Annotated in this window: 23 protein-coding genes and 1 tRNA gene; 8 read left to right on the forward strand and 16 right to left on the reverse strand. The window is 38.0% G+C overall.

The window, feature by feature from the left end; all coding sequences use genetic code 11:
• Positions 1 to 121: 121 nt before the first annotated feature.
• From cas6f to WMO13_RS05355, 10 genes are all read right to left on the reverse strand, one after another.
• Positions 122 to 736, reverse strand: a complete 615-nt coding sequence (cas6f, locus tag WMO13_RS05310; RefSeq protein WP_026879512.1) for a type I-F CRISPR-associated endoribonuclease Cas6/Csy4 — start codon at positions 734 to 736, stop codon at positions 122 to 124.
• Positions 737 to 745: 9 nt separating this feature from the next.
• Positions 746 to 1,750 carry a type I-F CRISPR-associated protein Csy3 gene (gene csy3 / locus WMO13_RS05315; RefSeq protein ID WP_026879511.1) on the reverse strand — a complete coding sequence of 335 codons (1,005 nt, stop codon included), beginning with the start codon at positions 1,748 to 1,750 and terminating at the stop codon, positions 746 to 748.
• A gap of 24 nt (positions 1,751 to 1,774) precedes the next feature.
• Positions 1,775 to 3,043: a type I-F CRISPR-associated protein Csy2 gene (gene csy2 / locus WMO13_RS05320; protein ID WP_026879510.1), complete on the reverse strand. Its 1,269-nt coding sequence runs from the start codon at positions 3,041 to 3,043 to the stop codon at positions 1,775 to 1,777.
• Positions 3,044 to 3,045: 2 nt separating this feature from the next.
• Positions 3,046 to 4,428, reverse strand: a complete 1,383-nt coding sequence (gene csy1, locus WMO13_RS05325; RefSeq protein ID WP_026879509.1) for a type I-F CRISPR-associated protein Csy1 — start codon at positions 4,426 to 4,428, stop codon at positions 3,046 to 3,048.
• 106 nt (positions 4,429 to 4,534) lie between these two features.
• On the reverse strand, positions 4,535 to 7,846 hold the full coding sequence (cas3f, locus tag WMO13_RS05330) for a type I-F CRISPR-associated helicase Cas3f (RefSeq protein ID WP_026879508.1): 3,312 nt from the start codon (positions 7,844 to 7,846) through the stop codon (positions 4,535 to 4,537).
• Positions 7,847 to 7,848: 2 nt separating this feature from the next.
• Positions 7,849 to 8,835, reverse strand: coding sequence for a type I-F CRISPR-associated endonuclease Cas1f (gene cas1f, locus WMO13_RS05335; RefSeq protein ID WP_026879507.1), 987 nt, complete (start codon positions 8,833 to 8,835; stop codon positions 7,849 to 7,851).
• Positions 8,836 to 9,144: 309 nt separating this feature from the next.
• Positions 9,145 to 9,612 carry a DIP1984 family protein gene (locus WMO13_RS05340; RefSeq protein WP_342386813.1) on the reverse strand — a complete coding sequence of 156 codons (468 nt, stop codon included), beginning with the start codon at positions 9,610 to 9,612 and terminating at the stop codon, positions 9,145 to 9,147.
• A gap of 430 nt (positions 9,613 to 10,042) precedes the next feature.
• A complete protein-coding gene (locus WMO13_RS05345; protein ID WP_026879505.1) occupies positions 10,043 to 10,528 on the reverse strand; it encodes a RidA family protein in 486 nt (161 codons plus the stop codon).
• A gap of 129 nt (positions 10,529 to 10,657) precedes the next feature.
• Positions 10,658 to 12,076 carry an NAD(P)/FAD-dependent oxidoreductase gene (locus WMO13_RS05350; protein ID WP_026879504.1) on the reverse strand — a complete coding sequence of 473 codons (1,419 nt, stop codon included), beginning with the start codon at positions 12,074 to 12,076 and terminating at the stop codon, positions 10,658 to 10,660.
• Positions 12,077 to 12,443: 367 nt separating this feature from the next.
• A complete protein-coding gene (locus WMO13_RS05355; RefSeq protein WP_051396325.1) occupies positions 12,444 to 13,262 on the reverse strand; it encodes a MetQ/NlpA family ABC transporter substrate-binding protein in 819 nt (272 codons plus the stop codon).
• A gap of 346 nt (positions 13,263 to 13,608) precedes the next feature.
• Here WMO13_RS05355 and WMO13_RS05360 point away from each other — a divergent pair, with 346 nt between their 5' ends.
• Positions 13,609 to 14,268 (forward strand): DUF421 domain-containing protein, encoded by a 660-nt coding sequence (locus WMO13_RS05360; RefSeq protein WP_026879502.1) that lies wholly within the window; start codon positions 13,609 to 13,611, stop codon positions 14,266 to 14,268.
• A gap of 198 nt (positions 14,269 to 14,466) precedes the next feature.
• On the opposite strand, the gene WMO13_RS05365 is transcribed toward WMO13_RS05360, so the two are convergent.
• From WMO13_RS05365 to WMO13_RS05375, 3 genes are all read right to left on the reverse strand, one after another.
• Entirely contained in the window at positions 14,467 to 15,297 is an 831-nt protein-coding gene (locus WMO13_RS05365) for a MetQ/NlpA family ABC transporter substrate-binding protein (protein ID WP_026879501.1), read from the reverse strand.
• Positions 15,298 to 15,420: 123 nt separating this feature from the next.
• Entirely contained in the window at positions 15,421 to 16,290 is an 870-nt protein-coding gene (locus tag WMO13_RS05370; protein WP_026879500.1) for a MetQ/NlpA family ABC transporter substrate-binding protein, read from the reverse strand.
• 316 nt (positions 16,291 to 16,606) lie between these two features.
• The gene (locus WMO13_RS05375) at positions 16,607 to 17,311 is read right to left on the reverse strand and encodes a TIGR04211 family SH3 domain-containing protein (RefSeq protein WP_026879499.1); all 705 of its coding nucleotides are present in this window, start codon (positions 17,309 to 17,311) and stop codon (positions 16,607 to 16,609) included.
• 253 nt (positions 17,312 to 17,564) lie between these two features.
• Here WMO13_RS05375 and WMO13_RS05380 point away from each other — a divergent pair, with 253 nt between their 5' ends.
• The 4 genes from WMO13_RS05380 to rpsU all read left to right on the forward strand — a co-directional run bounded on the left by WMO13_RS05380 (position 17,565) and on the right by rpsU (position 20,493).
• Positions 17,565 to 18,284, forward strand: coding sequence for an SDR family NAD(P)-dependent oxidoreductase (locus WMO13_RS05380; RefSeq protein WP_026879498.1), 720 nt, complete (start codon positions 17,565 to 17,567; stop codon positions 18,282 to 18,284).
• A gap of 209 nt (positions 18,285 to 18,493) precedes the next feature.
• Positions 18,494 to 18,577 (forward strand) — tRNA-Leu (locus WMO13_RS05385).
• Between the two features lie 243 nt (positions 18,578 to 18,820).
• Complete coding sequence (gene tig, locus WMO13_RS05390) at positions 18,821 to 20,119, forward strand: trigger factor (RefSeq protein WP_026879497.1); 1,299 nt, start codon at positions 18,821 to 18,823, stop codon at positions 20,117 to 20,119.
• Between the two features lie 158 nt (positions 20,120 to 20,277).
• Positions 20,278 to 20,493, forward strand: a complete 216-nt coding sequence (rpsU, locus tag WMO13_RS05395) for a 30S ribosomal protein S21 (RefSeq protein ID WP_084331539.1) — start codon at positions 20,278 to 20,280, stop codon at positions 20,491 to 20,493.
• Between the two features lie 612 nt (positions 20,494 to 21,105).
• On the opposite strand, the gene WMO13_RS05400 is transcribed toward rpsU, so the two are convergent.
• Positions 21,106 to 21,537 carry a PaaI family thioesterase gene (locus WMO13_RS05400; protein ID WP_245601179.1) on the reverse strand — a complete coding sequence of 144 codons (432 nt, stop codon included), beginning with the start codon at positions 21,535 to 21,537 and terminating at the stop codon, positions 21,106 to 21,108.
• Positions 21,538 to 21,806: 269 nt separating this feature from the next.
• On the opposite strand from WMO13_RS05400, the gene WMO13_RS05405 reads away from it, so the two are divergent.
• From WMO13_RS05405 to WMO13_RS05415, 3 genes are all read left to right on the forward strand, one after another.
• The gene (locus WMO13_RS05405) at positions 21,807 to 22,493 is read left to right on the forward strand and encodes a DsbA family oxidoreductase (RefSeq protein ID WP_051396324.1); all 687 of its coding nucleotides are present in this window, start codon (positions 21,807 to 21,809) and stop codon (positions 22,491 to 22,493) included.
• A 31-nt stretch (positions 22,494 to 22,524) separates the two neighbouring features.
• Positions 22,525 to 22,902, forward strand: a complete 378-nt coding sequence (locus WMO13_RS05410) for a hypothetical protein (RefSeq protein ID WP_026879495.1) — start codon at positions 22,525 to 22,527, stop codon at positions 22,900 to 22,902.
• Positions 22,903 to 23,100: 198 nt separating this feature from the next.
• The gene (locus tag WMO13_RS05415; RefSeq protein ID WP_026879494.1) at positions 23,101 to 23,715 is read left to right on the forward strand and encodes a DUF805 domain-containing protein; all 615 of its coding nucleotides are present in this window, start codon (positions 23,101 to 23,103) and stop codon (positions 23,713 to 23,715) included.
• A 105-nt stretch (positions 23,716 to 23,820) separates the two neighbouring features.
• On the opposite strand, the gene WMO13_RS05420 is transcribed toward WMO13_RS05415, so the two are convergent.
• Both WMO13_RS05420 and WMO13_RS05425 read right to left on the reverse strand, forming a co-directional pair.
• Positions 23,821 to 25,008: a M20 metallopeptidase family protein gene (locus WMO13_RS05420; protein ID WP_026879493.1), complete on the reverse strand. Its 1,188-nt coding sequence runs from the start codon at positions 25,006 to 25,008 to the stop codon at positions 23,821 to 23,823.
• A 229-nt stretch (positions 25,009 to 25,237) separates the two neighbouring features.
• Positions 25,238 to 26,770, reverse strand: coding sequence for an AbgT family transporter (locus WMO13_RS05425; RefSeq protein ID WP_026879492.1), 1,533 nt, complete (start codon positions 26,768 to 26,770; stop codon positions 25,238 to 25,240).
• Positions 26,771 to 26,832 lie beyond the last annotated feature (62 nt).

A 26,832-nucleotide genomic window follows, 5' to 3' on the forward strand; every position in this document is an offset into this window, starting at 1 on the left:
AAATCCAAAAAGAAAGGAAAAATCTGGCTCAAGGGCTATTTTACCTTAAAATACCAATGATTTTTCCCTTTTTATAACCTATTGAATTATATCCAATTTTTTAAAGAGCGAAAAATAATGGTTAAAACTCGGGGACAATTCCCCCAGCAGATAAACCATAGGTTGTAAAGAGTTGATTAAAACTATTATCTGAATCCACACTAACAATTTCTTTTTTAATAAAAAGCTTAAAATTTTGATCAGATCGTAAACTCTTTATTTGGATATAAGGAAGATTGACTTCTCTTCTTTCCCAGTGCGAATATCTACTTAACGCTTCTTCGATAGAGACAGAGTTTTGTTGAGCGTAATGTTCGGCATATCCCCTTCTCTCCTTCTCTAACCGAACATCCCCTTTAGAGTGATAGCGCTGATATTTCGCATACCCCTCAATTTTATTAGGTACTTCCTTAATTGATTGAATATGAACATAATCCGACAATCGCTCTAACCACTTTGGAAGCACAAGAAGAAACAGTTCCTCTTTGGTCTCTGCAAAAATGCGAATTTTTTTCCCTAACCCAGACTTTTTATCTTCATGATAATATTCCGGAAAAGAGAGTCCATAACGGACTCTATTATCTTTTCCTTTTTGTTCAACAAATGCTAAATGCAGTTGTCCAAAAACACGAGACAAAATGAAATAGGGAGATATCTCTACATGATCAATTAAAGTAATCTCTTGATAATACTTCATAAACTCCCCTTATTTTGAACTACTAAATACCCCACCACGGATAAGATTACCAACAACATAAGCTTGCTCTTCTATTGTTAGATCTTTACCATTAATCCAATCTACCATTAAGGAATATAGGTCTCCTTCCTTTCTATTTTTACGGAAAGCATCCCCAATTTGTGTTACAGCTCCAAAGGGCTCTATAGCAATAGGTATTTTCATATCGTCATAACGAGGATACCAAGTATCTATCGTACGTATAGCATTTCCTATTTTAACATTATGCATTGCTGCACCGCCTCCTAATTGAAATAGGGTCTTCCCTTTTTCTCCCATGTTCATCTCTTGAGAGGGGAAAACATGCTGTAATTTCCCTAATTTTACAAATGCTTCGACTTCTATCAGTGCAAAATTTTGATGATCGCTCTTTAGCGCATCTGAGATAATAGCGCCCAACTTTTGCAGTTCTTGATTTTCTTTATTTTTATCAAAATCAGTTAATGAAAAATCATAAGCCATAAACTCAAACTGCTCTTCTGCTACTTTAACTTTAATAAGAATCTCTTCTGCTCCAACGCGATTACGCCATAAGAACCGTCCATTTGCAATATTATAGGCATAACGATGCCCAAGAATATCAACTCCTTCTCCGGCTTTAAATTCTGTCACTCTATCTTGTATAGCCTCACTAAATTCTGGTGAATTACAACCAAAAGGTATACCTAAATTACCAATAATTCGCATACTAAAACTTACCTTTAGTGTATCGTGTTCTAATGGCAAATTAGCATCATCACTATCAGATGAAGCCGGATTCGGCTGCTTTTTCTTATCATCTGGAGTCCCCTCAGCACTTTGTGTAGACCGATTTTGACGTTTAGTGATTGGAATTTTTTGCCAATTTTTAGCACTTTCAGCCTCTTTTTCATCTTGAAGATTAGAAATAGTACTCCAATCGCCTGAAAACATTAATGCATCTGAAATTTCAAGTTTACGCTCAAAAGAGAGCATGCTAGGTAATTTAATAGCCATGTTATATCCTTTTATATCTAAATATTAATAGTAATAAGCATCATCATCTAAGAGATCTTCTGTTTCTGCTGTCATCTCAATGCTCGATGATTGTCTACATAAATACCACTTTAGGTCATGATAATAAGTCCATACGCTTCTCTGCCAATCTGCTAATTCTTTCAAACGATGGACACTTTGCCACTCTCCAATCGAGTGAACTGATTCAACAAAACATAAATCTGTTTCTATATCTCTAGCTCCGTCAACTTCACCTGCGGGGAAAAGCTCAGTAATCGCCTTATAGCCCACCATAATAGGAACTAAAAATCCTGGATTAGGTTTTCTAACATATTCCCATTGAGCATCTGTTTTCTCGGTAGGCATTAAGTAATTTTGCCACTGCTCGTATAGTTTTTTATTAAATTGCTTGGAAAGTTGGTCTTGAATATCCTTTTCAGTCATTGCAATGCTTTCCTCTGTCGAGAAATACTCAATCAACTCTTGAGGTACCTCTCCCTTCCGGTAAGGTTTCTCTTTATGAGCCAACCATAGATCATTGAGTGCCAAAAGGACTTTAAGTTTCTCTCTCTCTTCTTGACTTTTTTCACGCAACTTTTCTAATACTCTTATTTCATCTAAAAAGTGACTATCTATTAAGTCGCAAACCGGTCTTGCTACCTGTTTTAATGCAATAAAATCAAACCAAGCATCTAACAAGTCGCTATTAGGATTATTTTTTTGAAGATTTAAGTAATGCTCTTCTAAATAAGTAGATCTGTCCTGTAATACAAAACCTGGTAACAGTCTATTTCTAATAGTCTTCAAGTTATCAGGTTCTGATAACTCTACTAGTTCGATATTTTTAATCTCTAAAATAGTCCCGCCTGCTAGTCGTTGAATAAGACAAATTCTCTTTAGGAAACCAATGAATTCCTCTTGCTCATAAACACCACCTATATAACCTGATAGAGGAATAAGGAGGGAAACCGTCATATTCATTTTAGCTTCTTCGACAATGGCAGGGTCCTTTAAAATACCCTTTTCAAATTTCAGGCCTAAATATTGAGCGGTTTTATACTGAGTAAACGCCATTGATCTCCCTTCTTGATATGTGTGTACTTGTTGCTCATGAGCAATCACTACACACCCCTGAAGAGAGATTTCTTGAAAATTAGTTTCTTTATATAATTTGCGATTAAGATTATGAGTAAATCCTAAAAAATGAGTTATAGCAGGAAAACCCCAAGTAAACCCTGATACTGCATTCGCATTTTGTACTTTAACTCTCTCAATCAGTAGATACTGTCCCATCTTTATTGGCCCTCCTCGCTTGCAAGATACTTAATATTTAAAACATCTCTAAAATTGGTTTTGAATAATTTCATCCAAAGTTTTGTATGCGCATCTTGTGGCGTAAACTTCTCATTCGCTCTACGTAATCTATAATTAAGCCAATGAGCAAAATCTTGAATAATAACTTCCCCCCAATCAAAACTATTTCTCTCATGAATAAAAAATTCATCATCTCGATTACAATCTAATAATAATTGATGGGCGAGTTTAAGTTTAATATTTGCTGTTTTTGACCAACCTGCAGGTAATGTTTGAATAGTTTTAACATAAACTAACACCTCATCACTGAGGTTTTCCAACCAATGTTCCAACCACTTCATTCGTTTAGGGTTTTTAATACTCAACTGTAAATTTTCAAATCGACTCAAAAAATCTGCTAAATATTGAATAATTTCTCTTACTTCAAAGCTTCGAGATAATTCATAAAAAAAACTACTTTTATAAATGGGTGGCTTTAATTGGCTTTGCCATATTGGTGGCTGACTTGAAACTAAATTTAAACGCCCCCCTCTTTTCCCATTAAGCTGAGAGGCATTGCCATGATTACTGGCAGTAATAGAAATATTTGCGCGATTTAAAAAGTTGAAAAATTCATTAGGAGAATATTTTCGATTGCTTTTTAATTTATAGTCTATATTTGTATTCCGACGCATAAACTCAAATATTGCTTGAGCTTGGGATGAAGAAACAACATTACAAAGTAGATGATACCCATCCTTAGCAATAGGAAAGTAAACTTGCTTTAAGAGCGAATGAGCAGTTGGTCGTCCAGTGCTTAATGCTGCAGAAAATCCTTTATTCCACTCTAAACTCTGCATTTTATCTCTTGCAAAATCTTCTAAAATATTTGTCTCTAAATCTTCAAAGACACTAGCTAATTTTTTTCCATTTCGTTCAAGTTCTAAAAATTGATAGACTGGTGCATATTGATTTCCTCTTACGGCACCATCTATCGCGATTGATTTTAATTTAGCAGTAGTCAGGTAGCTATCTTTATCCGCAGTTGTATTATCAAAAAAAGCACTACTATCAATAATTGAATGCGTTAATTTCGGAACATGTGTCGCAAAAACAACGTTTTGAGCATTTTTCGCCGCCCACGTCAACCAGATTTCTGGATGATATTTTTGCTTAAGCTCCTGTTTCTTAACATTAATCTCCATTTTTTGAGATTCAAAATTTAAAGACTGAGGCTTAATGTCCATTTCAGCTAACTTATCTAGTTGCGCCAAAATAAACTGAGATTCTAATTCATCTTCTTCTCGCTTGTTTTTCCTTGCATTAAAAATAAAAGCTATCTCCTCGTCTGCGGTCAATTCTTCTTTTTGATAAGCTACCTCCACACTTTTAAAAATACTTCCTTTAAATATTTCACAAAGTCTGTTTCAAATTTCTCTAGCAAGAAGGCGTTGATCAGATCTTGCCACGTATTTTCACTATCCATTGTACTCATCCTCTTACCTCTCGATAAATGCCAAAATTCTTCATATAACGATATTGATTAATATCATTCTTCTTATAACTTACTAAGCGAATCTCTCCAAAACGTCGAGATATCTCCTCAAGGCTTACATTAAAATCCTGCGCTAACTGCTGATAGATATTGAACGGATTTAAGTCAAACCAAAAGCTAAATCCTATTGATAACGGTGGCTCTTCCTCTTCGACTATTTCAATGCCTGCACCTGAAATAGCCCCCATTTTGGGAGGATAAACTGATTCATCTAACCACTGCCAATAGAGCTTATGACCATCTGCTAAGAGATAAAGCGCTTCATCTTTTACAGATTCCCTAAAGGGCTGTCTTTTTTGTAAAACAGCTGACCAATGCGCTTGCTCCTTCCACCACAGACTCGCTGATAAATCAGACTTAAAGAGCTGCATAAAAAGCGCTTTATGTTCAAGTTCTCCTAAATTATCATCCGGTCTTGTTTGTTTCTCTACCCGCTCTATCGCATTAATGTTTTGATATTGACTCTCTTCTAATATATCTAAAAGATGATGACTATTTAACTTTAACTCTAGATGTTCAACCTCAAATCCTGGACGATTAAAACAACGAACACTACCTTTTAATGATTTGATATTTTGATTAATCAAAAGAATATTTTCTCGCTGAGGAAGAATATCTCGATGCCGAAGAATCCGTCCTGCTATTTGGATAATAGAACGCATAGAACTGGGCTCAATAACAGCCCAATCATAATCATGGTCGCGCCCTACCTCTGCTACTGGCGAAGCTAGAACAAGAAATATTTGCCGAGATGCATCTGTCTGCTCAATAAGCTCCATCATCTCTTTGGTCGGCCAATCATCTTTTCTATTCAATGCACTATCTAACTTTTCTTCTAAATAAGATCGCACCGCAAGCGAATAGCGACTATGATAAACAGCAAGATGAATATGGGTATCTGCTGGCAATTGCTCTTGTATTAGATATTTTGCTACTGCAACTAATGGATCAATATTGGCCATACGAACCAATCCAATAGAGATTGTTTTTCCTTTGAGCTCTGTATGATTATCTTGATGTAACTGTAAAACCCCTTGTAAAATTGTTTGAGCAAAATCGTGATAAATACTCCCTGTTTCTGTTAAATTCTCTAATATTTTTCCTTTATGTTTAACAAGTAAGTTTTCAAGAAGATATTGCACCCGTTTATTGACATAGCTATCGTAATTTGTTCGAAAAGTATTAAAATCTTTAACTTCACAAGAGACAGCGCCATTATCACGTTCATCAAAAAATGCACAATTAACAATCTCATTCCAATTATCTACATTGGTTTTGGCATATTCCGTCCAACCCTTTTGATAAGCTAAAAATGTGGCATATGCTAAATCTGGAGAAATAGTGGCTGTTGAAAGTAAAACTCGACTGCCCAACATCCCCGCCCAATAAACTAAACGACACAGTGCGGGTAGATCTTTTAAATCAAAATCATCTGGCTCATCAATCACTAAATCAGAGGTTAAAAGCCGGAGCATTGGTCCTATCTGTTTTCCGCCTTGTGTCCCTTCTGTTGCAGGCATTAAATGATCAATGGTACAAACTAAAGCGGGTGCTTGTATTAGCTTTTCAATACGCTTATTATTCTTCGTCCACAAATGCAGGGAATGTTCTACTTCAGCCACCTCATAATCTAAAAAGAGATTTGGATCTAGAAAGTCTTCAGCTGACTCACTACCACTAGAAAATTCTTCTTCCGCCTTTTTCTTCCGTTCACTATTTTCAAATAATGCCTTTGTAGCTACACCACCCACAGCAATTGCTAACTCTGCATCCGTTAAGCCTAATAATTTCCGATACTCTTTACCTGTTTGTAGCGTTAATGTCCTTAGACCTAAAGCTACGGTGAAACGACAATTTTGCTCCTTATCCGCTAAAGCGTACATAATCTTGGCATTTGCCAAAGTCTTACCTTTCCCGGTAGAAGCCATATTAATACCGAAAAAACCTTGTTTTACACTACTTTCACTGAGTGTTTGAGCTACTTTTTGTGCTTTAATTTGCCAAGCATATTTAGGGGAAACAGTCCGGTGACTCTTTAAAAAATCATTATCCTCTATGGTATTTAATTCTCTTTTTAAACGTGGTAAAGCCTTCATTATTTCTAAGGCATTATGGGCAACACCAATGAGATGCTCATCTAACTGTTGCTTTAACTCTCCCGTATCTCGGTCTGTGTTAGCATAAACCTCGTAATCACTCGCTCTCCATTCGTTTGTAACTTCAGGAGCGGCCGAATAGAAATGATCCGCTAACATTAATACCATTCGACTGATATGCGTTGTAAATAACTCATCATGCAATAGATTTTGTTGCTTATCTCTTACCTTTCTGAGGGCTTGTAACGCTTGATCTGCAAATTTTATTGCTTTTAATCGCCATTTATAACTTTTATAAGGTAAACCTTTCGCATGAATTTTCCAGTTATCCTCATATAATTCAGGAGAATCTTCATCCTTAAAATTGTAAGAATTCCAATGGATACTTAACTCAATATCAAACCAAGTCTCTAATAGACTCTTTTTCTCTTCGCTATTTTCATATGGCTTTTTAGGTCTAGTTTCCTGCACAAGCGTCTTCTTCCAACTTGGAACAACCGGCAATTTATGATGACTTACAATGAGCCATCCTACTAATTGTGCAAAAGGAGGGAGATCTTTCAGAGGATGTTGCCTACCTTGACTAATACCATCTTTGAAAAACTGATCTTGGTGATTTTTCTCTATTTCTGTAAGCTTCAAGAGCCACTCTTCATCGGTGCAATCCCCAACAAAAGCTTGAAATATCCGGAGAGAGACCCATTCATGCCTCACAGGCTCATAACGATTTTTACTTTCACCACGTAGCTTTGCTTGGAATAACGTATTCGCTTTACCAATATCATGAAATAATCCGGCAATAGCAACCGCGCTCTTCATGACCTCCAAGCTTTGCCACTGTTCATGATCCATAAATTGCTCAATATTTGCTTCTGTATAATTCACCGGCACATATCCCATCTCATTAAAGCGGTTACGATTTCCTACAACCCATAAGAGATCACTTCTTGAACGAGAGCGTATCCAGTGACAACTGACAGCTGTATTTTTAGAGGCGGTGCGACGCAGAAGTTTCTTGACCATTAGTAAGCCTTCTTCTGTAATAATCGTTTGCCAAACATTATCACCAATGCGATTCGCGTAGGCATCTAATACACGTCGAGTACGATTTAATGCCTTCTTTTCACATTGACTAATAAAGGTTACCATCATAACTACTCACCTCGTTCCGCTTCTTCCGATCGATCAACGTCTTCCCACGAACGAAGCGCACCCTTTTTAACTTCCTCAAACATAAAATCGAGGCACTTATGTTGTGTAAATTTCTGCAATATCTGTTGCCTAAATTCTTGCTCTGTGGCTCGCTCTTTAGCACAGATAAAAGCCCATGGGAGTACTATCGAATCCTTAATGAGATCAGCTACATCAAAGACTAATGCGCCTCTTCTTGTCTTTCCATGCATCACTGCAAAACCATGAGGAATTCCTAATACCCAAAGCGTACAAGCAGCTAGCCCATAAGCAAGATAATTACCATGATTGAGGAAATCATTTGCATCATCATTTCCTTCATGATTACGGCTAAAGTCATGCAGACCTGTCTGCTTTCCTACAATTTTATAGAGTTGCTTTGTTAGGAGAGCTTCTGCAAGAAGAAGATCTCCAACCCTATTTATTGTAGGAATCTTTGATTCAAATACGGATAAAGCAGCAGCTAAATCAGGAAGATCGAGTGTCAATCCCTCTTGATGTAGATCTCGATCTTTCGCCCAGACATGGCGAAGAAAATTGATACGTGACTCTTGAAAGGATTTTGCAATCACTAACCTTTTCTGTTCATCAAACCAAAATCCTAACCAACCTTGAAGATATTCCGTTGGTCGATACTCACTCTGTGGTGTCATCCATTCAATCTCTGTCCCCATAAAAAGAGGTGTTCCCCCGCCACCACAAAAACCGATTAAGACACCGGCTGACGCAAGCATTCTAACTGCGGCTTGTGTGATAGACGTTCCGGTACCAAGTAGAATTACAGTCGTATTAGCAATCGGAATATTGTAGTAATGATTCTCCCGCTTCGCCTCTGTAAGATAGAGAACACGTCCATCTTTCTGCATCACCCGGCAATATTCCAAGTAATAGATATTCGCGCGTTTTGAGTGAAGAATTGCTTTTAGATCAGATCCATGCAGATATTCCATAATGATAATCTCAAAAGTTAAATTTTAAATAAGATTATCATATTAGATTAATTATTCATATAACCATTTAATCAAAATAAATTTTACCCTAACAACAAAAAACCTCAGCATCTTTCGATACTGAGGCCTTTCCCCGATCCCACCCTAGTAGAAAATCAGTGCTGTGGTAGTAAATAGTGTTATTTTACAGTGAGCCTGTAAATGATTCTTAACGTAAATGATGATAAGGGTTGCGTTGTTAGCGCTCATTAGTTAAGAGTTGGTTTTAGCACTCGCCTTTTCTACTTTGCCATTAAACATTATAACCCATTACTTTGGCTCTACAAGCGCTGTACGCCAATTAGTCGCTTGGATTTGGGTATCTAATTCCCGCCACTTTTTGGCAAGTGCATCATATTCTTTAGAAAGCTCTGCGACATCAACAATGCTTAGGAATTTAATCTCGGACATACTGTAACGATTAGTATTTTCGGATGCTCGATTGATCATCTGATTCAGAGTATCGCGCTTTTTCATCAGATTCTCCCGCTCGATCAGGGCATCCGCAAGACTCATTGTTTCAGAAAAAGGGGTTTCATTATTAGTCTGATTAATTCTTCCGACTAAATGCCCTAATTGATCAATGGCAATAAAGAGCTCTTTACGTACCTCTATAGGATCTAAAGCGGGCGTATCGCCTTCTTGAACTTTGACATTCTCTAATAAACGCTCATTGAGTTGAGCAATTCTTTTTTGTAAATCTGCGCGTATGTTGAGCGCTTCTCCTAAGGTCATCATATCTCCTTACCTATGTGTTATCTACATTATAGTAAATTTGGTTTAAGAAAAATGGTTTTAAACACCACTTGCAAGATGCCGGATAGAACGGCTTCCTTACTTATTACAGCCGATGCGCCGGCATTTAAACAAGCTTATTTTGAACCGATATTACTATACTTGTACTGTCTATGCATCTATGCATCTATGCTACTTAAATTCTAAGATAAATCGTCTAAGATGAAAGTTTATGTGTCTCTAATAGCTGATAATCTTCCATAAATGCTACTTTATATGAGAAATATTATACCATTTTTACGAGTATTGAGGATCTCAAAAGAAAACCTTCATACTCTCAATAGAATATGAAGGCCCTTATTATTGATTAATCACTTTATCACTTACAACGGTAATTATTGAGATCACCGAGATCGATAAGTAACAGTAAACACTATGGACGAATGGCAGTGACTTCGATCTCAACGCGCCACGCGGGATGCGCTAATTTTGCTACCTGAAATGCTGAACGCGCTGGTAACTTGTTCGTTTTTTCTGGGTTAAAGAATTGTGAATAACCATTCATAAAACCTTTAAAGTCCATTGTACCATCAGTCTCTTCGCCACCTACTAAGAAGACTTGCATTTTAACAACATCTTCCATAGTCAAACCAAGCTCTGCAAGATTCGCTTCTACTTGTTTTAAGATATTCACAGTTTGCGCTTCTGTATCACCGTATGCTTCGAGTGAATTAGCCGGTGCATCAGGATTGCTCACAGTAGGGACTTTACCGCTTAAAAATACGAGATTTTTGCCCGCAGGAATCTCAACTGATTGAGAAATAGGCATACCTTCCAATTTATGGTAAACCACTGCATCATCAGCACTTGCAACACCTACCACGAATGGAAGGGCTAATAAAAGACTCTTTAAACGCATAATATATACTCCTATTTAACAATTTTTGAAACCCATTACCGGATCTCACTATTTCGGCAGATAATCTACCTCGATAAAAGAAGATCTAAGTCTAAAATACTCAAGATCTTCAATCTCATGACTGCGATATTAGCTAAAACGTGTTACATCAAATGGTGTTGGATTAATCACAGGTTTTCTGTCCATTACTAAATCAGCCGTTAATTCACCTGCTGCAGGGCTTTCTGTCATACCCCAAACTGTTGCAGTATTAATCACTAAACCTGGATATTGTGGCACTTTAGAGATAATCGGTAATTCATCGTAAGTCGGTGCCACGATTGCACCCCAACGCTCAACCACCTCTGAGGCTTCAAATTGTGGGAATTCACGTTTCATCCGATTAAATACCGCATCTAAATGTTCATTATTTTGTGTTGCCGTTACAATACGATTTTTCTCAAATGGCGTGACTTCATCTAAATTCCAAGAGGTTGGAATTTGGAATGAACTTAAGAAATCGGGGCCAATTTTGAACTCAAGCGGTAATTCACCGCCCCCTAAAAGATGCATAAATTTAGGCCCTAAGAGAATGCTATCTTTCACGATTGAGCTTGTGAAAATACGAGGAGCAACAGCATAAGTACCATCAGCTTGTTCGCGGAAATGGATGCCATTTGGCAAATGAACATTGCCTTTTGGTGCGCCAGGAACGCCTGAAACACGTTGTTGTGAAAGGTAAACATTGAGTGTTGGAAGATCAACGCCTAAGTTCCCCATGAAAAGACGTGACCAAATACCGCCGGCTAACACCACTGATGAAGTCTTGATATTGCCCCTTTCAGTGACCACATCAGCAATTTTGCCACCTTCAGTTTCAATGCCTCGCACTGCACAATTAGTAAAGATTTTTACACCGATTCTTTGGGCATAACGCGCTAACACAGGCGTACCGGTTTCAGGATCAACAGAACCTGCATCTTCTTCAAACCCAGCAATCTCCCAATTGGTTTGTGCATCCGGAAGACGAGCTGCTAGCTCTTCACCATGAATAATACGTGTTTTAAGGGGTGTATCAAAGCCTGGATCTTCGCTATTCAACGCAATCCATTCTCTCACTGTTGCAAGTTCTTTATCTGTTGCAATGGCTTCCACTCGACCTTGTGTACGATAGCTTGTATCATCATTGACACGCGCATTCATTTCACGCCACAATTTTTTGCCATAATGATGTAGAGGGAAAATTTCAGGGGAGGTTTTATAGCTGATAATTTGGCTATAAGCACGACCTGATTGCTCACCACCGACTTCACCTTTCTCACAGATGGTGACGCTTAAACCGCGCTCTCTAAGATTAATCGCAGTCATAATTCCTTGAATACCAGCACCGATAATCACAACGTCAGATTGCTTCGGCAAAGGGCCTTCAGTCCCCACAACATGTTGCGCCCGAGATTGAGTTTGAATCAACGTTCCTTCTCTACGCATCATAGGGGTAACTACAGCTCCTGCACCTAATGCACCCACTGCACCAGCTCCGATAAGGAATTTTCGTCGTGAAATTTTCATCTTAACTACCTTTACCAATTGTTTATAAAAAATCAAATAAATTTACGAAGCGCGTATCATATCACGCCTCTTTTTTATTGATCACGATCAATTTTTGGTAAATTTGGCTAAGATCTATATCAAAATTAGAGATGGAAAATCGTTTTATCGAAGATATATCCCTATTATTAAATAGTTATCATTAACAACGATTCATGTTAGGTAAGGGAAAACCTCCTTATTTATATTTTAAATTGCTTTTTTTTTGCACAAAAAAACCGTTTCTTTCTCTCAAAAGAAACGGTTTTTGACCGAGTTTAACTTGCTTTTATCTGTTTAAAACTTAAAATATTCTGAATTTAAAATATTCTATATTATCAAATCATTACTAACCCTCAGGCCAGATGAACCAACCTTTGCTTTCAGGATCATTCTCGATAAATTGACGCATCTCGTCAGATTGGAATGCTTTTTTCACATCTTTGGCCCACTGTGTATTGGCATCTTTTGCTTTTACCGTCACCATTAATTCAAGGCTAGGAAGAAACGTCTCATGCGCTAATGCATGCTCTGAACCAATCCCTGCAAGAAGAGCCACACCGCCCGGCATAACCCCATAATCAATCTCATCTAATAGACGGGGGATCAATGCTGAATCAACTTCTTTGAACTGTAAATTTAGCGGATTTTCGATAATATCTTTCTGAGTTAAAGTTGCAATATCAGCATTCGGATTAACTTTAATCCAACCAATTTTAGCTAAAAGTGCATAAGAACGCGCCATATTAGAGGGATCATTTGGAATTAAAACAGTATCATTCTGTTTAACATTATCTAAAGAGTTCTGTTTGACCGAGTAGATAAAAGCAGGAATAGAAGGTGTATGTACAATCGAGACTAAATCTTGCCCTGTTTCACGATTGTAAACATCTAAATAGGCTTGATGTTGGGCTGTATGAAAATCAATTCCGCCCTCGACTAATGCCGTATTGGCATCTCGAAGTGTACTAAAATTAAGAAATTCAACTTTATACCCATCCGCTTCTAACTGTGGTTTGACTACTTTTTCCACTAATATATTATGCGCACTGGGAGGCATTCCTACACGCAACACCTTTTTATTAGCATCATCTTGTTCGCTATTACCACAGGCAGCGATGACTAACCCTATTAGCGCAACGCCTAACCACTTCACATATCCCTTCATCTGCAATCTCCTTCTCAATTTCGCTACTTTCTCATGATATGATTTTGTTATACGATTCAAGCAATCATTAAAGCATACTTAACATATAAGTTAAACTTTTTTATAGTATATTCCTCCTATTAAATCATTGATTTTGGCAAAAGAGAATCCTTTATCGACAAATAACGTCATCATAGAAGCGATAACGCTTAAATAGAATATCAATATTTTTAAATCTATTTAAAATAGAAGAATAAGAGAACATTTATCTTGCGATCTCCTTTTTGTTATAACATTTTGTTATTCCAACGACCTTCCAAAGCCGCTTTTAACGGATTTATTATCAACGACATAAAAGAGCGACATTATGCCCTACTATCTATTAGCAATGATCAAATTTATGATTGGCTTTACCATTATTTTGACCCATATGAATCTCACCGGTCGAACACAACTATCGCAACTTACGCCGGTAGATTTTATTGGAAATTTCGTACTCGGGGGCATTATTGGTGGCGTGATTTATAGCGATGCCATTCCTTTAACACAATATGTTGTCGTGCTACTCATTGGCGTATCGATGATTAGCCTCATTCATTGGATTAGCAAGCATATTCGATTGGTACGTAATGTAACTATCGGTAATCCCATTACGATTATCAAAGATGGTCAATTTCAGATGGAAATATTGAAAGAGAAACAGAATAAAATAGATATTCTCAACATTCTCTCCCAAATGCACGCTCAAGGTATTCACTCTTTTCAAGAGGTCTATTTTGCGCAAATTGAACCGAATGGCCAACTCACCATTATCTGTGATCGTGCGCAAATGCCCTCAATAGTGTTACTAAAAGAAGGAGAGGTTTATAAGGATGAATTAGAAAAAATTGGCCGAGATGAAACCTGGTTAAAGAGAGAGCTTGCCCAATTGAATCTCCATCAATTAGAGGATCTCTTTTTAGTAGAATTTTGGGATGGAAAAATTCACGCCATCCTACAAGATGGTTCAATGGTGCCGGCGCATTAAAACAATGAGATAGCAATGAGATAGCAATGAGATAGCGATGAGATAGAGATGAGAAAAGCCATTATTCCGATTCATTCTCTTTAAGAATTGGTCAGCATAATGGCTTAATCCTTATCTTATGTCTTATTGCTTCTATACGCTTATTTGTGTTTATTACGCATATATTACTTAATACCACTCTATACAACTCATCGATTGCTACTTTCCCCAAGCATCAGGATATTTATAACCAGCAAAGCGCTCTTTGGCATAAGCTTTAAATTCATCCGAATTATAAGCTTCTGTGACATCTTTTAACCAAGGCGCATCGACATCTTGAGTTTTCACCGCAGCCCAGTTAATAAAGATAAAACCAGGATCAGTAAAGAGTGCTTCAGAGAAAGGAATTTTTGAACTTGCAGCGTAATTACCGGGAATCACCACAAAATCCACATCTTCACGCACACGCGGTAATTGGGGTGCTTCTAATTGTACTAACTCAATGGCATAAGGATTCTCGGCAATATCTGCTTTCGTTGCTTTCAGTGGATCAATGCCGGTTTTCAGTGTAATTAAGCCGGCATCTTGAAGTAGCATCAAAGTACGAGAAAAGTTACTAGGATCATTAGCAACAGCAAATTTACTACCCTTTGGTAAATTCTCTAAGCTATTTTTCTTACCACTATAGATTCCTAATGGCCCTGTCGGTATTTGAAACACCTCGGTTAGATCCAAATTATTCAATGTTTTGAAAGAATTTAGATATGGAAGATGCTGGAAGGTATTGATCTCTAGTGAACCATCCGCTAATGCTCTATTCGGTAAAACGTAATCGGTAAAAACAACAAGTTCTACTTCATAGCCTTTTTTCTCTAATTGCGGTTTCACAGAATCGGTCACCATATCTGCAAAATCCCCAACCGTTGTGCCGATACGGATTTTTTTCAAATCGTGAGAATCCGCTGTTTTATCCTCAGAATTACAAGCCGCTAAAATAGTAGTTGCCCCTATTAATGCAACTAAAAGCCCCTTTTTCACAAATTGTTTCATATTATCTCCTTAAGACGATCTTCATTCATTATGAAGTCGATATTCAATATTGGTATGTAACTATCGATATGTATTTGGATATATTCTTGAATTCATATTCTTAACTTTATACCCTTGAATCGGTCAATGACTATCTTGCGCCCAAGCTTCCGGCAATTGATAACCTTCAAAATGTTCGGCAGTATAGGCTTTGAGTTCCTCTGAATTAAATGCATCAGTAATTGCCTTTAACCAAGGTGCATCACGATCTTCGATACGTGCAGCTGACCAGTTAACAAAGGTAAAAGTTGGCTCTGTAAAGATGGCATTTTTAGGATCTAAGCCGGCACTAATCGCAAAATTTCCATTGATCGCTGAGAAATCTACATCTTGTAGTGAGCGTGGCAGTTGTCCGGCATCTAATGTAATAATTTCAATATTAAGTGGGTTTTCAGCGATATCTTCCCGAGAAGCTGTCAGATAATTCGTATTCTCTTTCAACTTAATCCAGCCTAAATAATCGAGAATCACAAGCACACGTGCATAGTTAGAGGGATCATTCGGTGCAGAGACTTTCATTCCTTGATACGCATCTTCTAAACGCTTGGTTTTACCGGCATACAGCCCGTAAGGTGCCGTTGGAATTTGAAAAACCTCTTCAATGGCTAAATGATGTTGCGCCTTAAAAGCATCTAAATAGGGTTTATGTTGGAAGATATTGATATCTAAGTCGCCATCGGCTAGTGCTAGATTAGGACGGATATAATCGGCAAACTCAATGAGTTTATAACTATAACCTTGCTTCTCAAGCAATGGCCCAACAACATCTCGCACTATCTGCCCATTGACACCGATTGTAACACCGATGACGATCTCTTTTTTCTCGCTTGCTGGAGCTGTTTCTGTACTTTTCTGTGTCTCATTACAACCTACAAGTACTAAAGCTGAAAGTGCGATCACAGTGATCAGTTTGCCCCATATCTGTTGATAAAATCGTTGAAAGTATTGTTTCATTAAAATCACTCCTCTTTGTCTTAAATATTGGTTTACCATCTGAAATCATAGATAGACCTAAATAATTCATTATCAAAAAGACACAAAAAAACCCGCAACATCTGTTACGGGTCATCTATTCGGATAGAAGAGATAGTCTAATAACTCTACTCTCTATATCACGCTTTAGCTGTTGTGCCCGCAAGCTGTATCAAATCGGCAAGATCTATTTAAGCGCTTATTATGAGAAGTGTCAAATTTTTCTCTCAAGCATCCAACAATTTATAACGCTCCATTCTCATTTATAGGCTCATGTTAATACACGAATAGACTCTTATTAGAAGTCCCAACTACGCTTACGTCGTGTTTTCGCAAACAGCCGCGGTAGAATGGCAGAACCAAGAATGATCCCCCCCAATAGAATCAATGCACCTGCTGTCCATTCACTACTACGATTTGCATCCTGTAGTCGGCTATTTTCCTGTTTTAAACGGGTGATTTCGACCTTTTGTACATGATCTTGTTTATTAAGCTCATCATTCTTTTGAGCCAATTCCATTTCATGAGAATAGAGTTTTTTGAGCTCTACAATCTCTAATTTCAGTGCCTCATTTTCGGCTGTCAAAATTTCAACTTCTGAAGCCATAGCCTGTCTTTCGTCATTGAGCTTTTGTATATTATCCTCTTCTTGCTGCTTTAAGCGTTCAATTTCCGCTTCTAATGACTCATTTTCCTTAAGAAGTGGCTCATAACGGGCTTTCGCTTCTTCAATATAGTTACGGGCACTGGGTTCATCCATCAGAAATTGACTATGAATCCATCCGGTACGATTGCCGTCATAGCGAATTTGCACATAGCCATTTCGGGTTGCTAGTTTCTCTACAGGCTCACCAGCATTAATCATTTTAGTAATCCGATAGTTATCCCCTGAACCCGCTCGCACAGGCGCTTGCAGCTTATCACTAATATAGAGCTGTTCAGAAAAAGCAAAAGAGAAACTCGAGACAAGTGCCATGGTTAGTAGATATTTAGAAGCTTTCATACAATGCGAACCCTATTTCATAACTATTTTAGGAAGAGGCATTATACCTGAAAATTGTGATTACTTTAGAATCCTTTTACCATTTAATCGCCCTTTTCATTACTCGCCTCATTTGTGCTACTTCTATAAACCTTTACCCTTAAGGTGGATAAATAATGATAGAATGAGCACTATCAATAGTATTCATAATACTGATTAGGATTTTGGAATTAGAGGTGAATATTTACAACGATTTTCCATCTAGGAGTAAAACATGAAAGTATATATCATCACAGGCGCATCTCGTGGCATTGGTAATAGTTTAGCTTCAATATTAGAAGCGGAAGGACATAAAGTTTTACGAGTTGCTCGAACTAATCCTGCAGGTTTTTCTAATCTGATGACAATGGATATTACAGCACCGGAAGCCACATTACGCATTATGGAATGGCTAACGCCGCTCTTACCATTAGCGACTGAAGTGACGCTCATTAACAATGCCGGCGTTATCGAACCCATTCAAAAAATCGGGGCATTAAATACGAATGCCATTCATAGAGCGATTGCCATCAACGTGACGGCACCGATTGAACTGAGCAATGCTTTTGTGGCATTGACACAATCACTTCCTATCACAAAACGTATTATCAATATCTCCTCCGGTGCCGGTCGCCATGTTTACGAAGGTTGGTCAATTTATTGCACAACGAAAGCAGCTATCGATCATTTCAGTCGAGCGCTCTACCTTGAACAACAATCCATGAAATACCCTATTGCCATCACGGCTTTAGCGCCCGGCGTCATTGATACCGATATGCAAAAAGAGATCCGAGGAAGTGAGCAATCGGCATTTCCAAATGTTACACGTTTTATTGAGATGAAAGAGAGTGGCGCTCTACTCACACCGCACGAATGCGCTGAAAAAATCATTGCCTATATACAACGCCCTAATATACTGTCGGATGATCCTATTACAGATATCAGAGAGATGTAACTCCCTATTTCTAAGGGAAACTCTTAATATCGCCTATTATTTCTACAATTTTGAGTAAGAAAAAGGGTTGTAATTTTACCAAAATAGATTATCATCTTTCCCTGTAGCAACGGTCTGTCAGCAACGATCTTTTCAAACTGAAATAAAGCAGTAACACTCAATAATTTCTTGACAAGATTTGATAGCACTGTATAATCTACATCTCAAATGCGAGCGTGGCGAAATTGGTATACGCGCTAGACTTAGGATCTAGTGGTTCATCCGTGAGAGTTCGAGTCTCTCCGCTCGCACCATATTTAGTTATGGTGATTAGATCACCTTAATAAGATTTAAAAGGTGCTTACATAGCACCTTTTTTTATATTTAAATTTTTAGTAGTTCTAGATAGCTCTAGTTATATAGCAAAATAGTTTAATCAAAGCGTTTAAATTTAGTTAAAATAACCAATGTTTACATCAGGTTAAATTCAAATTTTTCGTTTAGATTTGATTTATTGATTTAATTTTCAGATTCAACTTAACAGTCAGGTATAAGATATGTCAGTAGAAACATTAGAAGGCCTCAAACGCCGTGTAGTGATTGAACTTGATGAGCAAGAGATCAACAAAGATATTGAGAATCGCCTCAAGAATCTTGCTCGCCGCGTCCGTGTTGATGGATTCCGCCCTGGGAAAGTACCAGTTAAAGTCGTTCGCAGCATGCATGGTGCAGAAGTTGAGAACGAAGTCATTGGCGAAGCTATTGGCAAAAAATACCAAGCAATCATCGCTGAAAACAAGCTCTCTCCAGCAGGCCAACCTGTTGTAGATATGCCAAATCCAGAGAACAAATTTTCGTTCACTGCAGAATTTGAAGTGATGCCAGAAGTGAAACTTGATCATCTTGACAAGTTAGAAGCCGTTAAATTTGAAGCAGAAGTTACGGATGCTGACCTTGAAAACATGCTTAAAACACTTCAAAAACAGAGCCAAACTTGGAAAGAAACCGATCAAGCTTCTAAACTTGAAGATCGCGTAACTATTAACTTTGTAGGTCGCGTCGATGGTGAAGTATTTGAAGGAGGTTCTGCAAATGATACTCCGCTTCTCCTTGGTTCTAACACCATGATCCCTGGTTTTGAAGATCAAATCGTGGGCATGAAAAAAGGTGATATCAAAACGATTAAAGTCACCTTCCCTATGGACTATCAATCAGAAGAGTTAGCCGGTAAAGAAGCTGAATTCGATATTGAAGTCAATAAAGTAGAAGAAGGTCAATTACCTGAAATTGATGCTGCATTTGCAGAACGTTTCGGCATTGAAAATGGCGATGTTGAAAAACTTCGTTCAGAGCTTCGCAAAAATATGGAGCGTGAATTAAATAACGTAATCCATAATCGCTTTAAAGCATCTATTCTTGAATCTCTCGAAAAGAATCATGAAGTAGAAGTGCCAGAAGCATTAGTGATCGCAGAAGCACAATCAATGGCGCAACAATCTAACTTCCCACAGCCCAAAACGCGTGAAGAAGCTGATCAATTAATGGAATTAATCCAACAAATCTTCGCAAAACAAGCTGAACAAAAAGTACGTTTAAGTCTTCTTGTAAGCCAATTTATCGAAGATAGCCAAATGAAACCTGATGAATCATATGTTGATAAACGTTTAGAACTCATCGCTTCAACTTATGAAGATCCAGCTGAAGTGATCGAACACTTCAAAAAAGATAAAAACAGTATGCAAAATATCCGCAACATCGCACTTGAAGATCAAGTAGTTGATCTTTTAGCTGAAAAAGCGGCAGTTGTTACTGAAAAGAAAACTTTCGATGAGCTTATGAACCAAGCGCAAAGATAGTCAAAAGTATTCATGAAGTAGCCTCTATCCTTGATTCTTCATTGAAATTTCAAATGATTTAGGCTACACTAGTGATTGGTGCTCTTCTTAAAGCCTGATTATCATACTTTAACAAGAGCAATTTTTATTTAAACTTTATTAAATTGGGGTGATGTTCAATGCCTTCCGTCAAAATTCGTGAGAATGAACCATTTGACGTTGCTATGCGTCGTTTTAGACGGTCTTGCGAGAAAGCAGGTATCGTATCTGAGGTGCGTGCACGTGAGTACTATGAAAAACCGACAACTGAAAGAAAGCGTAAGAAGGCTGCGGCTCAAAAGCGCCATTATAAACGTATAATGCGCGAATCGAACCGTAGAATCCGTTACTACTAATCGTTGTTTAGTTTACTAAGTATTTAGTACATTAATAAGCTACTCAATGTGAGTAACATTAAAAGCCCTAGATTTCGATCTAGGGTTTTTTATCATTTTGGGATTTACTATTTATATAGTAATATCGGTTCAAAATAAGCATTATTTAAGGTCTTACCTGCCTACTTCTCTACTGTTTACTGACTACTGTTTACTTAGTCTATTTACCGAGCATTATCTATATCTCACTTTGGCAAAATAAACTCGACATTAGTAATATGATAGAATGTTAATCATATATATAAGAGGTTTAATCATGAAGAAAAAGATTTTAACTCCCACAATAATCACCTTGCTAGCCTTAGTCATCGCCGGCTGCGCTTCTAGTAGTCCAAGTATGCATTATCGCAATGACTACTCTAATCAAGTCTATGGTCGCCTCAGTTTTGGCTATAATCTTGGTAACTAACTACACACTACATCGACACACTAAACCGATATTATAGTAAGATCGGTTCAAAATAAGCTTATTTAAATGCCGGCACATCGGCTGTAAGAAGTAAGGGAGCTGTTCTATCCGGCATCTTGCAAGCGTTGGTTAGTCAGGTTTTATGCGCTTTTTAAAACCCCATGCTAACTGCTATCAGTGGGTAGCGTAATCACTGCATTGGTCACCTTGATGGTTGAAATCAACTTACCGGTTGTCCCTGAGTAGACGTTCACATCCCAAACGTGGGTTCGTTTACCACGATGTTGCAATGTCGCTTTAGCAATTACTCGATCCCCTACTCTCGCCGATGAGATATGGCTTGCACTAATTTGCATGCCTACACAACCAAGCTCAACCGGTAAAATCGCATATGATCCAATACCTCCGATCGTTTCAGCTAAGGCTATTGTTGCACCACCATGCAAATATCCCATCGTCTGTTGATGTTTTTCTGTCACCGGCATAATAGCTTCCGCATAATCTGCCTCTAATTGTAGAATTTCAATCTCTAAGGTCTTTAAAAGATTCATCCCTTGATAGCGATTAATTGCCGCAACCGTTCTCTCACCTTTCATAAAATCCCCTTCATTAATTATAATTATCAATTCAAACTAGTAAGACTATGAATCAATCCACAAATTCATCAACTCATAAAATCAGATATAATATTAACCATACAGCATTTACCTTCATCGACTCTCTATTTTATTAAGAAGATTGACTTTATTTTGCAAAATATCGGCAAAAACTAATAAATAGTGACGATGATAGTGCCTTCTGATACAGTTTTACGCTACAATGACAAGAATCATCTCATTTATCCTCAAAAAAGGAAAGAATCACTATGAATATTCAAATTTGGTCTGATTTCTCTTGCCCTTTCTGTTATATTGGCAAGCATAATTTAGAACAAGCAATCATGCTTCTCTCCGAAGATGAAATGGCACAGATCAAAATTCAATACCGTAGTTTTGAATTAGCACCTGATGCACCGCGCTTTACGGATCAAACACTAGCAGAAGTATTAGCTGAACGTTACCAAACCACGGTGGAAAAAGCGAAAGAACTAACGGTGAACTCCGCAGGTATGGCAGCGACTGTAGGCCTAACCATTAATAATGATAAAATCATTCCTACAAATACTTTCTTAGCCCACCAACTATTACATTATGTTGCTAGCAAAGCGCCGGGCAAGATTAAAGCTTGTGCCGATCTACTCTTTAAAGGCTACTTCCAAGATGGCATTAATTTAAGTGATATCGTCGCACTGATTGAAATTGCCGATAAACTTAAACTCGACCTGACCGATGTTAAAAAAGCGTTAGATGATGAGGTTTACGTCAATGCGGTTCGTGATGATGAGGCCATTGCACATCGAATTAATATTCAAAGCGTTCCCTTCTTTGTCATTGATAATGAAGTCGCGATACAAGGCGCTCAAAAAGTGGAAGACTTTCATCAATTTTTAGTGGAATACCTCAAAGAGCAAAATAAACAAGGTCATGAAAATCCCCCTACGCAGGATGCATAATTTTTTCTTTTATTATTGATAGGAGTTTACTATGTCTATGGAATTACTGATTGTCGTAGGTTTTTTTGCTATTGCAGTCATCGGTTATATTGCTTCGCTCTTCTTTTTATCAAAAGAGGGAGTCAAAAAATTGTGGATGAGTTTATTACTCATTGCTTTTGTGATTATGCTCGTATCACTCATTGTGATTCGTTTTGATACTTCAGGATTTTTAGCAGATCCAAAATTAATGTCTGAATTCTACTTTGCTTATTTCGTCATTGTAGCGCTAATCGTGCTCGGTATTGTTAATATTTGGGCTTTCAAAAAAGTGATCTGGCGTGTTTTAACAGGTAAACCACTGAACTTTGAAACACCTGAAGAGCTTAAAGAACGAGAAGAAAAAGCAGAAGCTAAAGAACGTAAATAAGCAGTATACTTCTTTTCACTTTTTTATTCGTAATGAATGACTAGAGAGCTACAGTAACTCATTAATAAAATCCCCATTTAAAAATGGGGATTTTTATATGAACCTATTTAAATGAAATAGCCCATCTTGAGCGGTTTTAGAGAACAATCTATAATACGTCCTTAATCATCATGCAATATCACCTGCATAAGGAGTTTCATGAGCAAACAACACGAGCGAATCAATACCCCTCCTTACTTCTCTTTAAGCTTTACAGGGAGAATTGGTCGATTAGAATTTGCCAATCGTTTTGTCACCTACTTGGTACTTTTTACCCTAATCTATCTGCTCTACTTCTATGTCGCAGAAAAAGGGATCTTTTCATTATTTAGTGAAAATGATAAATCCATTGATATGACAAAAAATCTGATTCGTCTTATTTTCTATAGCGGCTATGTGGGTGCAATCATAGTGCTCTATTTACGAATGATTATTATGCGTTTGCATGATATCTCACTCTCAGGTTGGTGGTCTTGTCTGCTCTTTCTCTGTCCCTATCTACTCGATCTAGCGGTCATTATGTTACCGATGACACTGTCTCGGGAGGCTTTTTATACTTACTTTTTTATGCTCTTTACTGTAAGCCTTGCAATCAGACTCTTTCCTTTTATGATGCCCGGCAATAAACAGCTTAATCAATATGGTCCGCCATCTCGTACTGGTACACCTTTAGGAATCATTATATTAATCATCGTATCTGTTGTAGGTTGCTATTTCCTCTATCGTTATATTACCTTACAGAGCCTCTCTATCGCATTTCTCTATAACCTATAGTCTCTAGTTTATGCCTGATAACTTCATATAGAGAAATATAAGATAATGAATACAACAATGGGATGAATGTGTTATTGCACCCATCCCGTTTTAGCAAATTTGAACCTATTTAAAATAATGCGGATACTGTACTACTGCATTTACTAGTAATTGTAACCCTAAACGCATTCCATCTTCATCAATCCCAAATTTAGGGTGATGATGCGGATAATTAAATGCCATCTCTTCATTGCCGCCCCCCACAAAAAGAAAGGTAGAAGGTACGATTTTTGAGAATGCACTAAAATCCTCACCACCGAGCATACATTTTTCTGTAATAATCGTAGCGCCTTCAATATTTTCAGCCACTTGCCGCATGAAGGCTGTTTTTTCAGGATTATTATAGGTCACGCCATAACCCACCATATAGTCGATCGTACACGTTGCACCATATTCTTCACAGGTCGATTCTGCCATCTTGATAATATTACTTTTAAGGATCTCACGCACTTCGTCACTCGAAGAACGAACACTTCCACCTAAACGACAAGTATCAGGGATCACGTTTAAAGCCTCTGTTCTTCCCGCTTGAAATACCGTATTGCTAATGACTGCCGGCTCTTGTGGCGAAACCATACGGGAGACAATTGTCTGCAACTTCTGGACAATCATTGAACCAATAATAATAGGATCAATGGCCATATCAGGTTGTGACGCATGTCCGCCCTTACCTTGAATATGGATCTCATAGGTATCCGAATTTGAGCTCGCCGGCCCCTCTTTAATATCAATAATCCCCACCGGCATTCCTGACCAGATATGTTGGCCATAGATAAAGTCCAACTCATCAAATAGCCCAGTTTTGACCATCTCTTGCGCACCGCCAGGCAGTAACTCCTCTGCATGTTGGAAAATAGCCCATACTTCCCCTGTCAACTCTTCAAAATGGTCATCAAAATAACGACAAGCAGCGAGCAACATTGAAGTATGAATATCGTGACCGCAAGCGTGCATTACACCATCGTTTTGAGAGCAAAATGGTAACTCTGTCCGCTCTTCTTTAATCGCTAAGGCATCAATATCTGCACGAAGTCCAATCTTTGGTCCTGGCTTTCCGGTCACAAATTTCACTAATACACTCGTGCCAACGGGCCGAATAATCTCAGCATGTTTCAATTGCTCCATTTCCCTGATAATGTATTTCGCCGTTTCATATTCCTGAAAAGAGAGCTCAGGATGAGCATGAAGATGACGACGATTTTCAATAAGTTTTGCTTCATAAGGCTGTAATTCTGCTTGTGTAACGAGTTTCATAATATTCCTTCTAGTAATTCAATAATCGATTTATTTTATTAATCGTAATCTTTATTAATCGTAATTCTTAATTCATTTGGTTAGATATTGGGTGAATGTTTCCCCAGTAATTCACTCAGTAATTTATTGCTATATAGCTAACGCTTGCTGTTAGTCATCGTTAGCTTCATTCCCATTAGGTTTATTTGAGGATCATCAAATAATCAAGTTCTGATGATCTCCTATCTATCTAAAAATATTGTTGCTCAAGATGAATCGGACCGCCTGGACCTACCGGCAAACCTGTCCAGTACCAAATTAAGACAAAGATCGTCCAAATCAAGCCTAATGCCAATGTATAGGGGAAGAGATTTGAGATTAAGGTTCCTAATCCCATATTCTTATCATACTTCTTCGCAAAAGTGAGAAGTAGCGGTAAATAAGCCATCATCGGCGTAATGGGATTAGTAATAGAATCGCCGATACGATAGAGAATCTGAGTAAAGGCCGGGTGATAGCCTAAGAAGAGGAACATCGGCACAAAGATCGGCGCTAATAGTGCCCATTTAGCAGAAGCACTCCCGATAAAGATATTGATGAGACTTGTGATAAAAATAAAGCCAATAATCAGCACAAATCCACTTTGATGTTCAAGGAGTGAAGCACCTTTTATAGCGATAATGAGTCCTAAATTACTCCAGGCAAAAATAGCAATCATCTGCGCCGAGAAGAACACAATCACAATAAATGTACTCATTCCCGCCATTGAGCGATTCATCATCTCCACGATATCTTTAGAGCTTTTCGCTTTTTTGGTAATCACCGCATAAATCAGTCCCGGCACAAAGAAGATGACAGCGATCACAACCGCAACCCCTTTGATGAGAGGACCATCAATTAAACTGCCAGATTCCGGGCTACGTAAAAAGCTAGACTCAGGAATAGCTAATAGCGTGATCAACACCAATATTGTCATTAGAGCGTAATTGGCCCATTTTAGCCCTCTCTTCTCTAGATCAGTCAAATCATCAATCTCATGAACGCTGCCCACTGCTTCATAAGTTCCCAACCGAGGAATAATCACTTTATGCGTAATAAAGAGAATCACAAAAAGTAGTAGAAACATCGATGCAGTCATAAAATACCAGTTCATTGCAATATTCACTGGCACATCCACATTAATGGTTTTAAGCCCGGCCTCTGTAAACGACAGAGCCAAAGCATCAGCCATGCCGATAACCACATTTGCCGCAAATGCGCCTAATGCCGCGGCATAAGCCATCACTAATCCTGCAATAGGATGATACCCTAAGCGTAAGAAGATCATCGCAGCCAATGGTGGAACTACAATCTGTGAAGCGTCGCCGGCAACGGTGCCGATCATCGCCACTAGAATAATTACCGGCATAATGAGTTTTGTCGGTGCTTTTTCTACCGTTGAGATCATCAATGCTTTGAAGTACCCGCTATGCTCTGCAACACCAATCCCGAACATCACCACAAGTACAACACCTAATGCCGGAAACTCTGTGAAGTTAGAGGTTGCTTTATTGATAATTTGTGTTAATCCATCGATAGTTAATAAATTGACTACCTCTACTGTTTGCTTAGTTACGGGATTGAATGCGGAAACATTCATCATATGCAAAATTGCCGAAGCAATAATCGTTAAAACTGATAATCCGATAAAGATCATCACCGGATCAGGGAGTTTATTCCCCCAATATTCAATTCGGTTTAAAAACCGCATAAAGAGACTCGGCTTCATCGCTTCTGTCGTCATAGTTGCTCCTTTGGTATTGTCATTTCTTACTTTATTATTGTCATGTAAGATTATTATCTTAT

Source organism: Ignatzschineria larvae DSM 13226, from assembly GCF_038500265.1.
GTDB classification, from domain to species: domain Bacteria; phylum Pseudomonadota; class Gammaproteobacteria; order Cardiobacteriales; family Wohlfahrtiimonadaceae; genus Ignatzschineria; species Ignatzschineria larvae.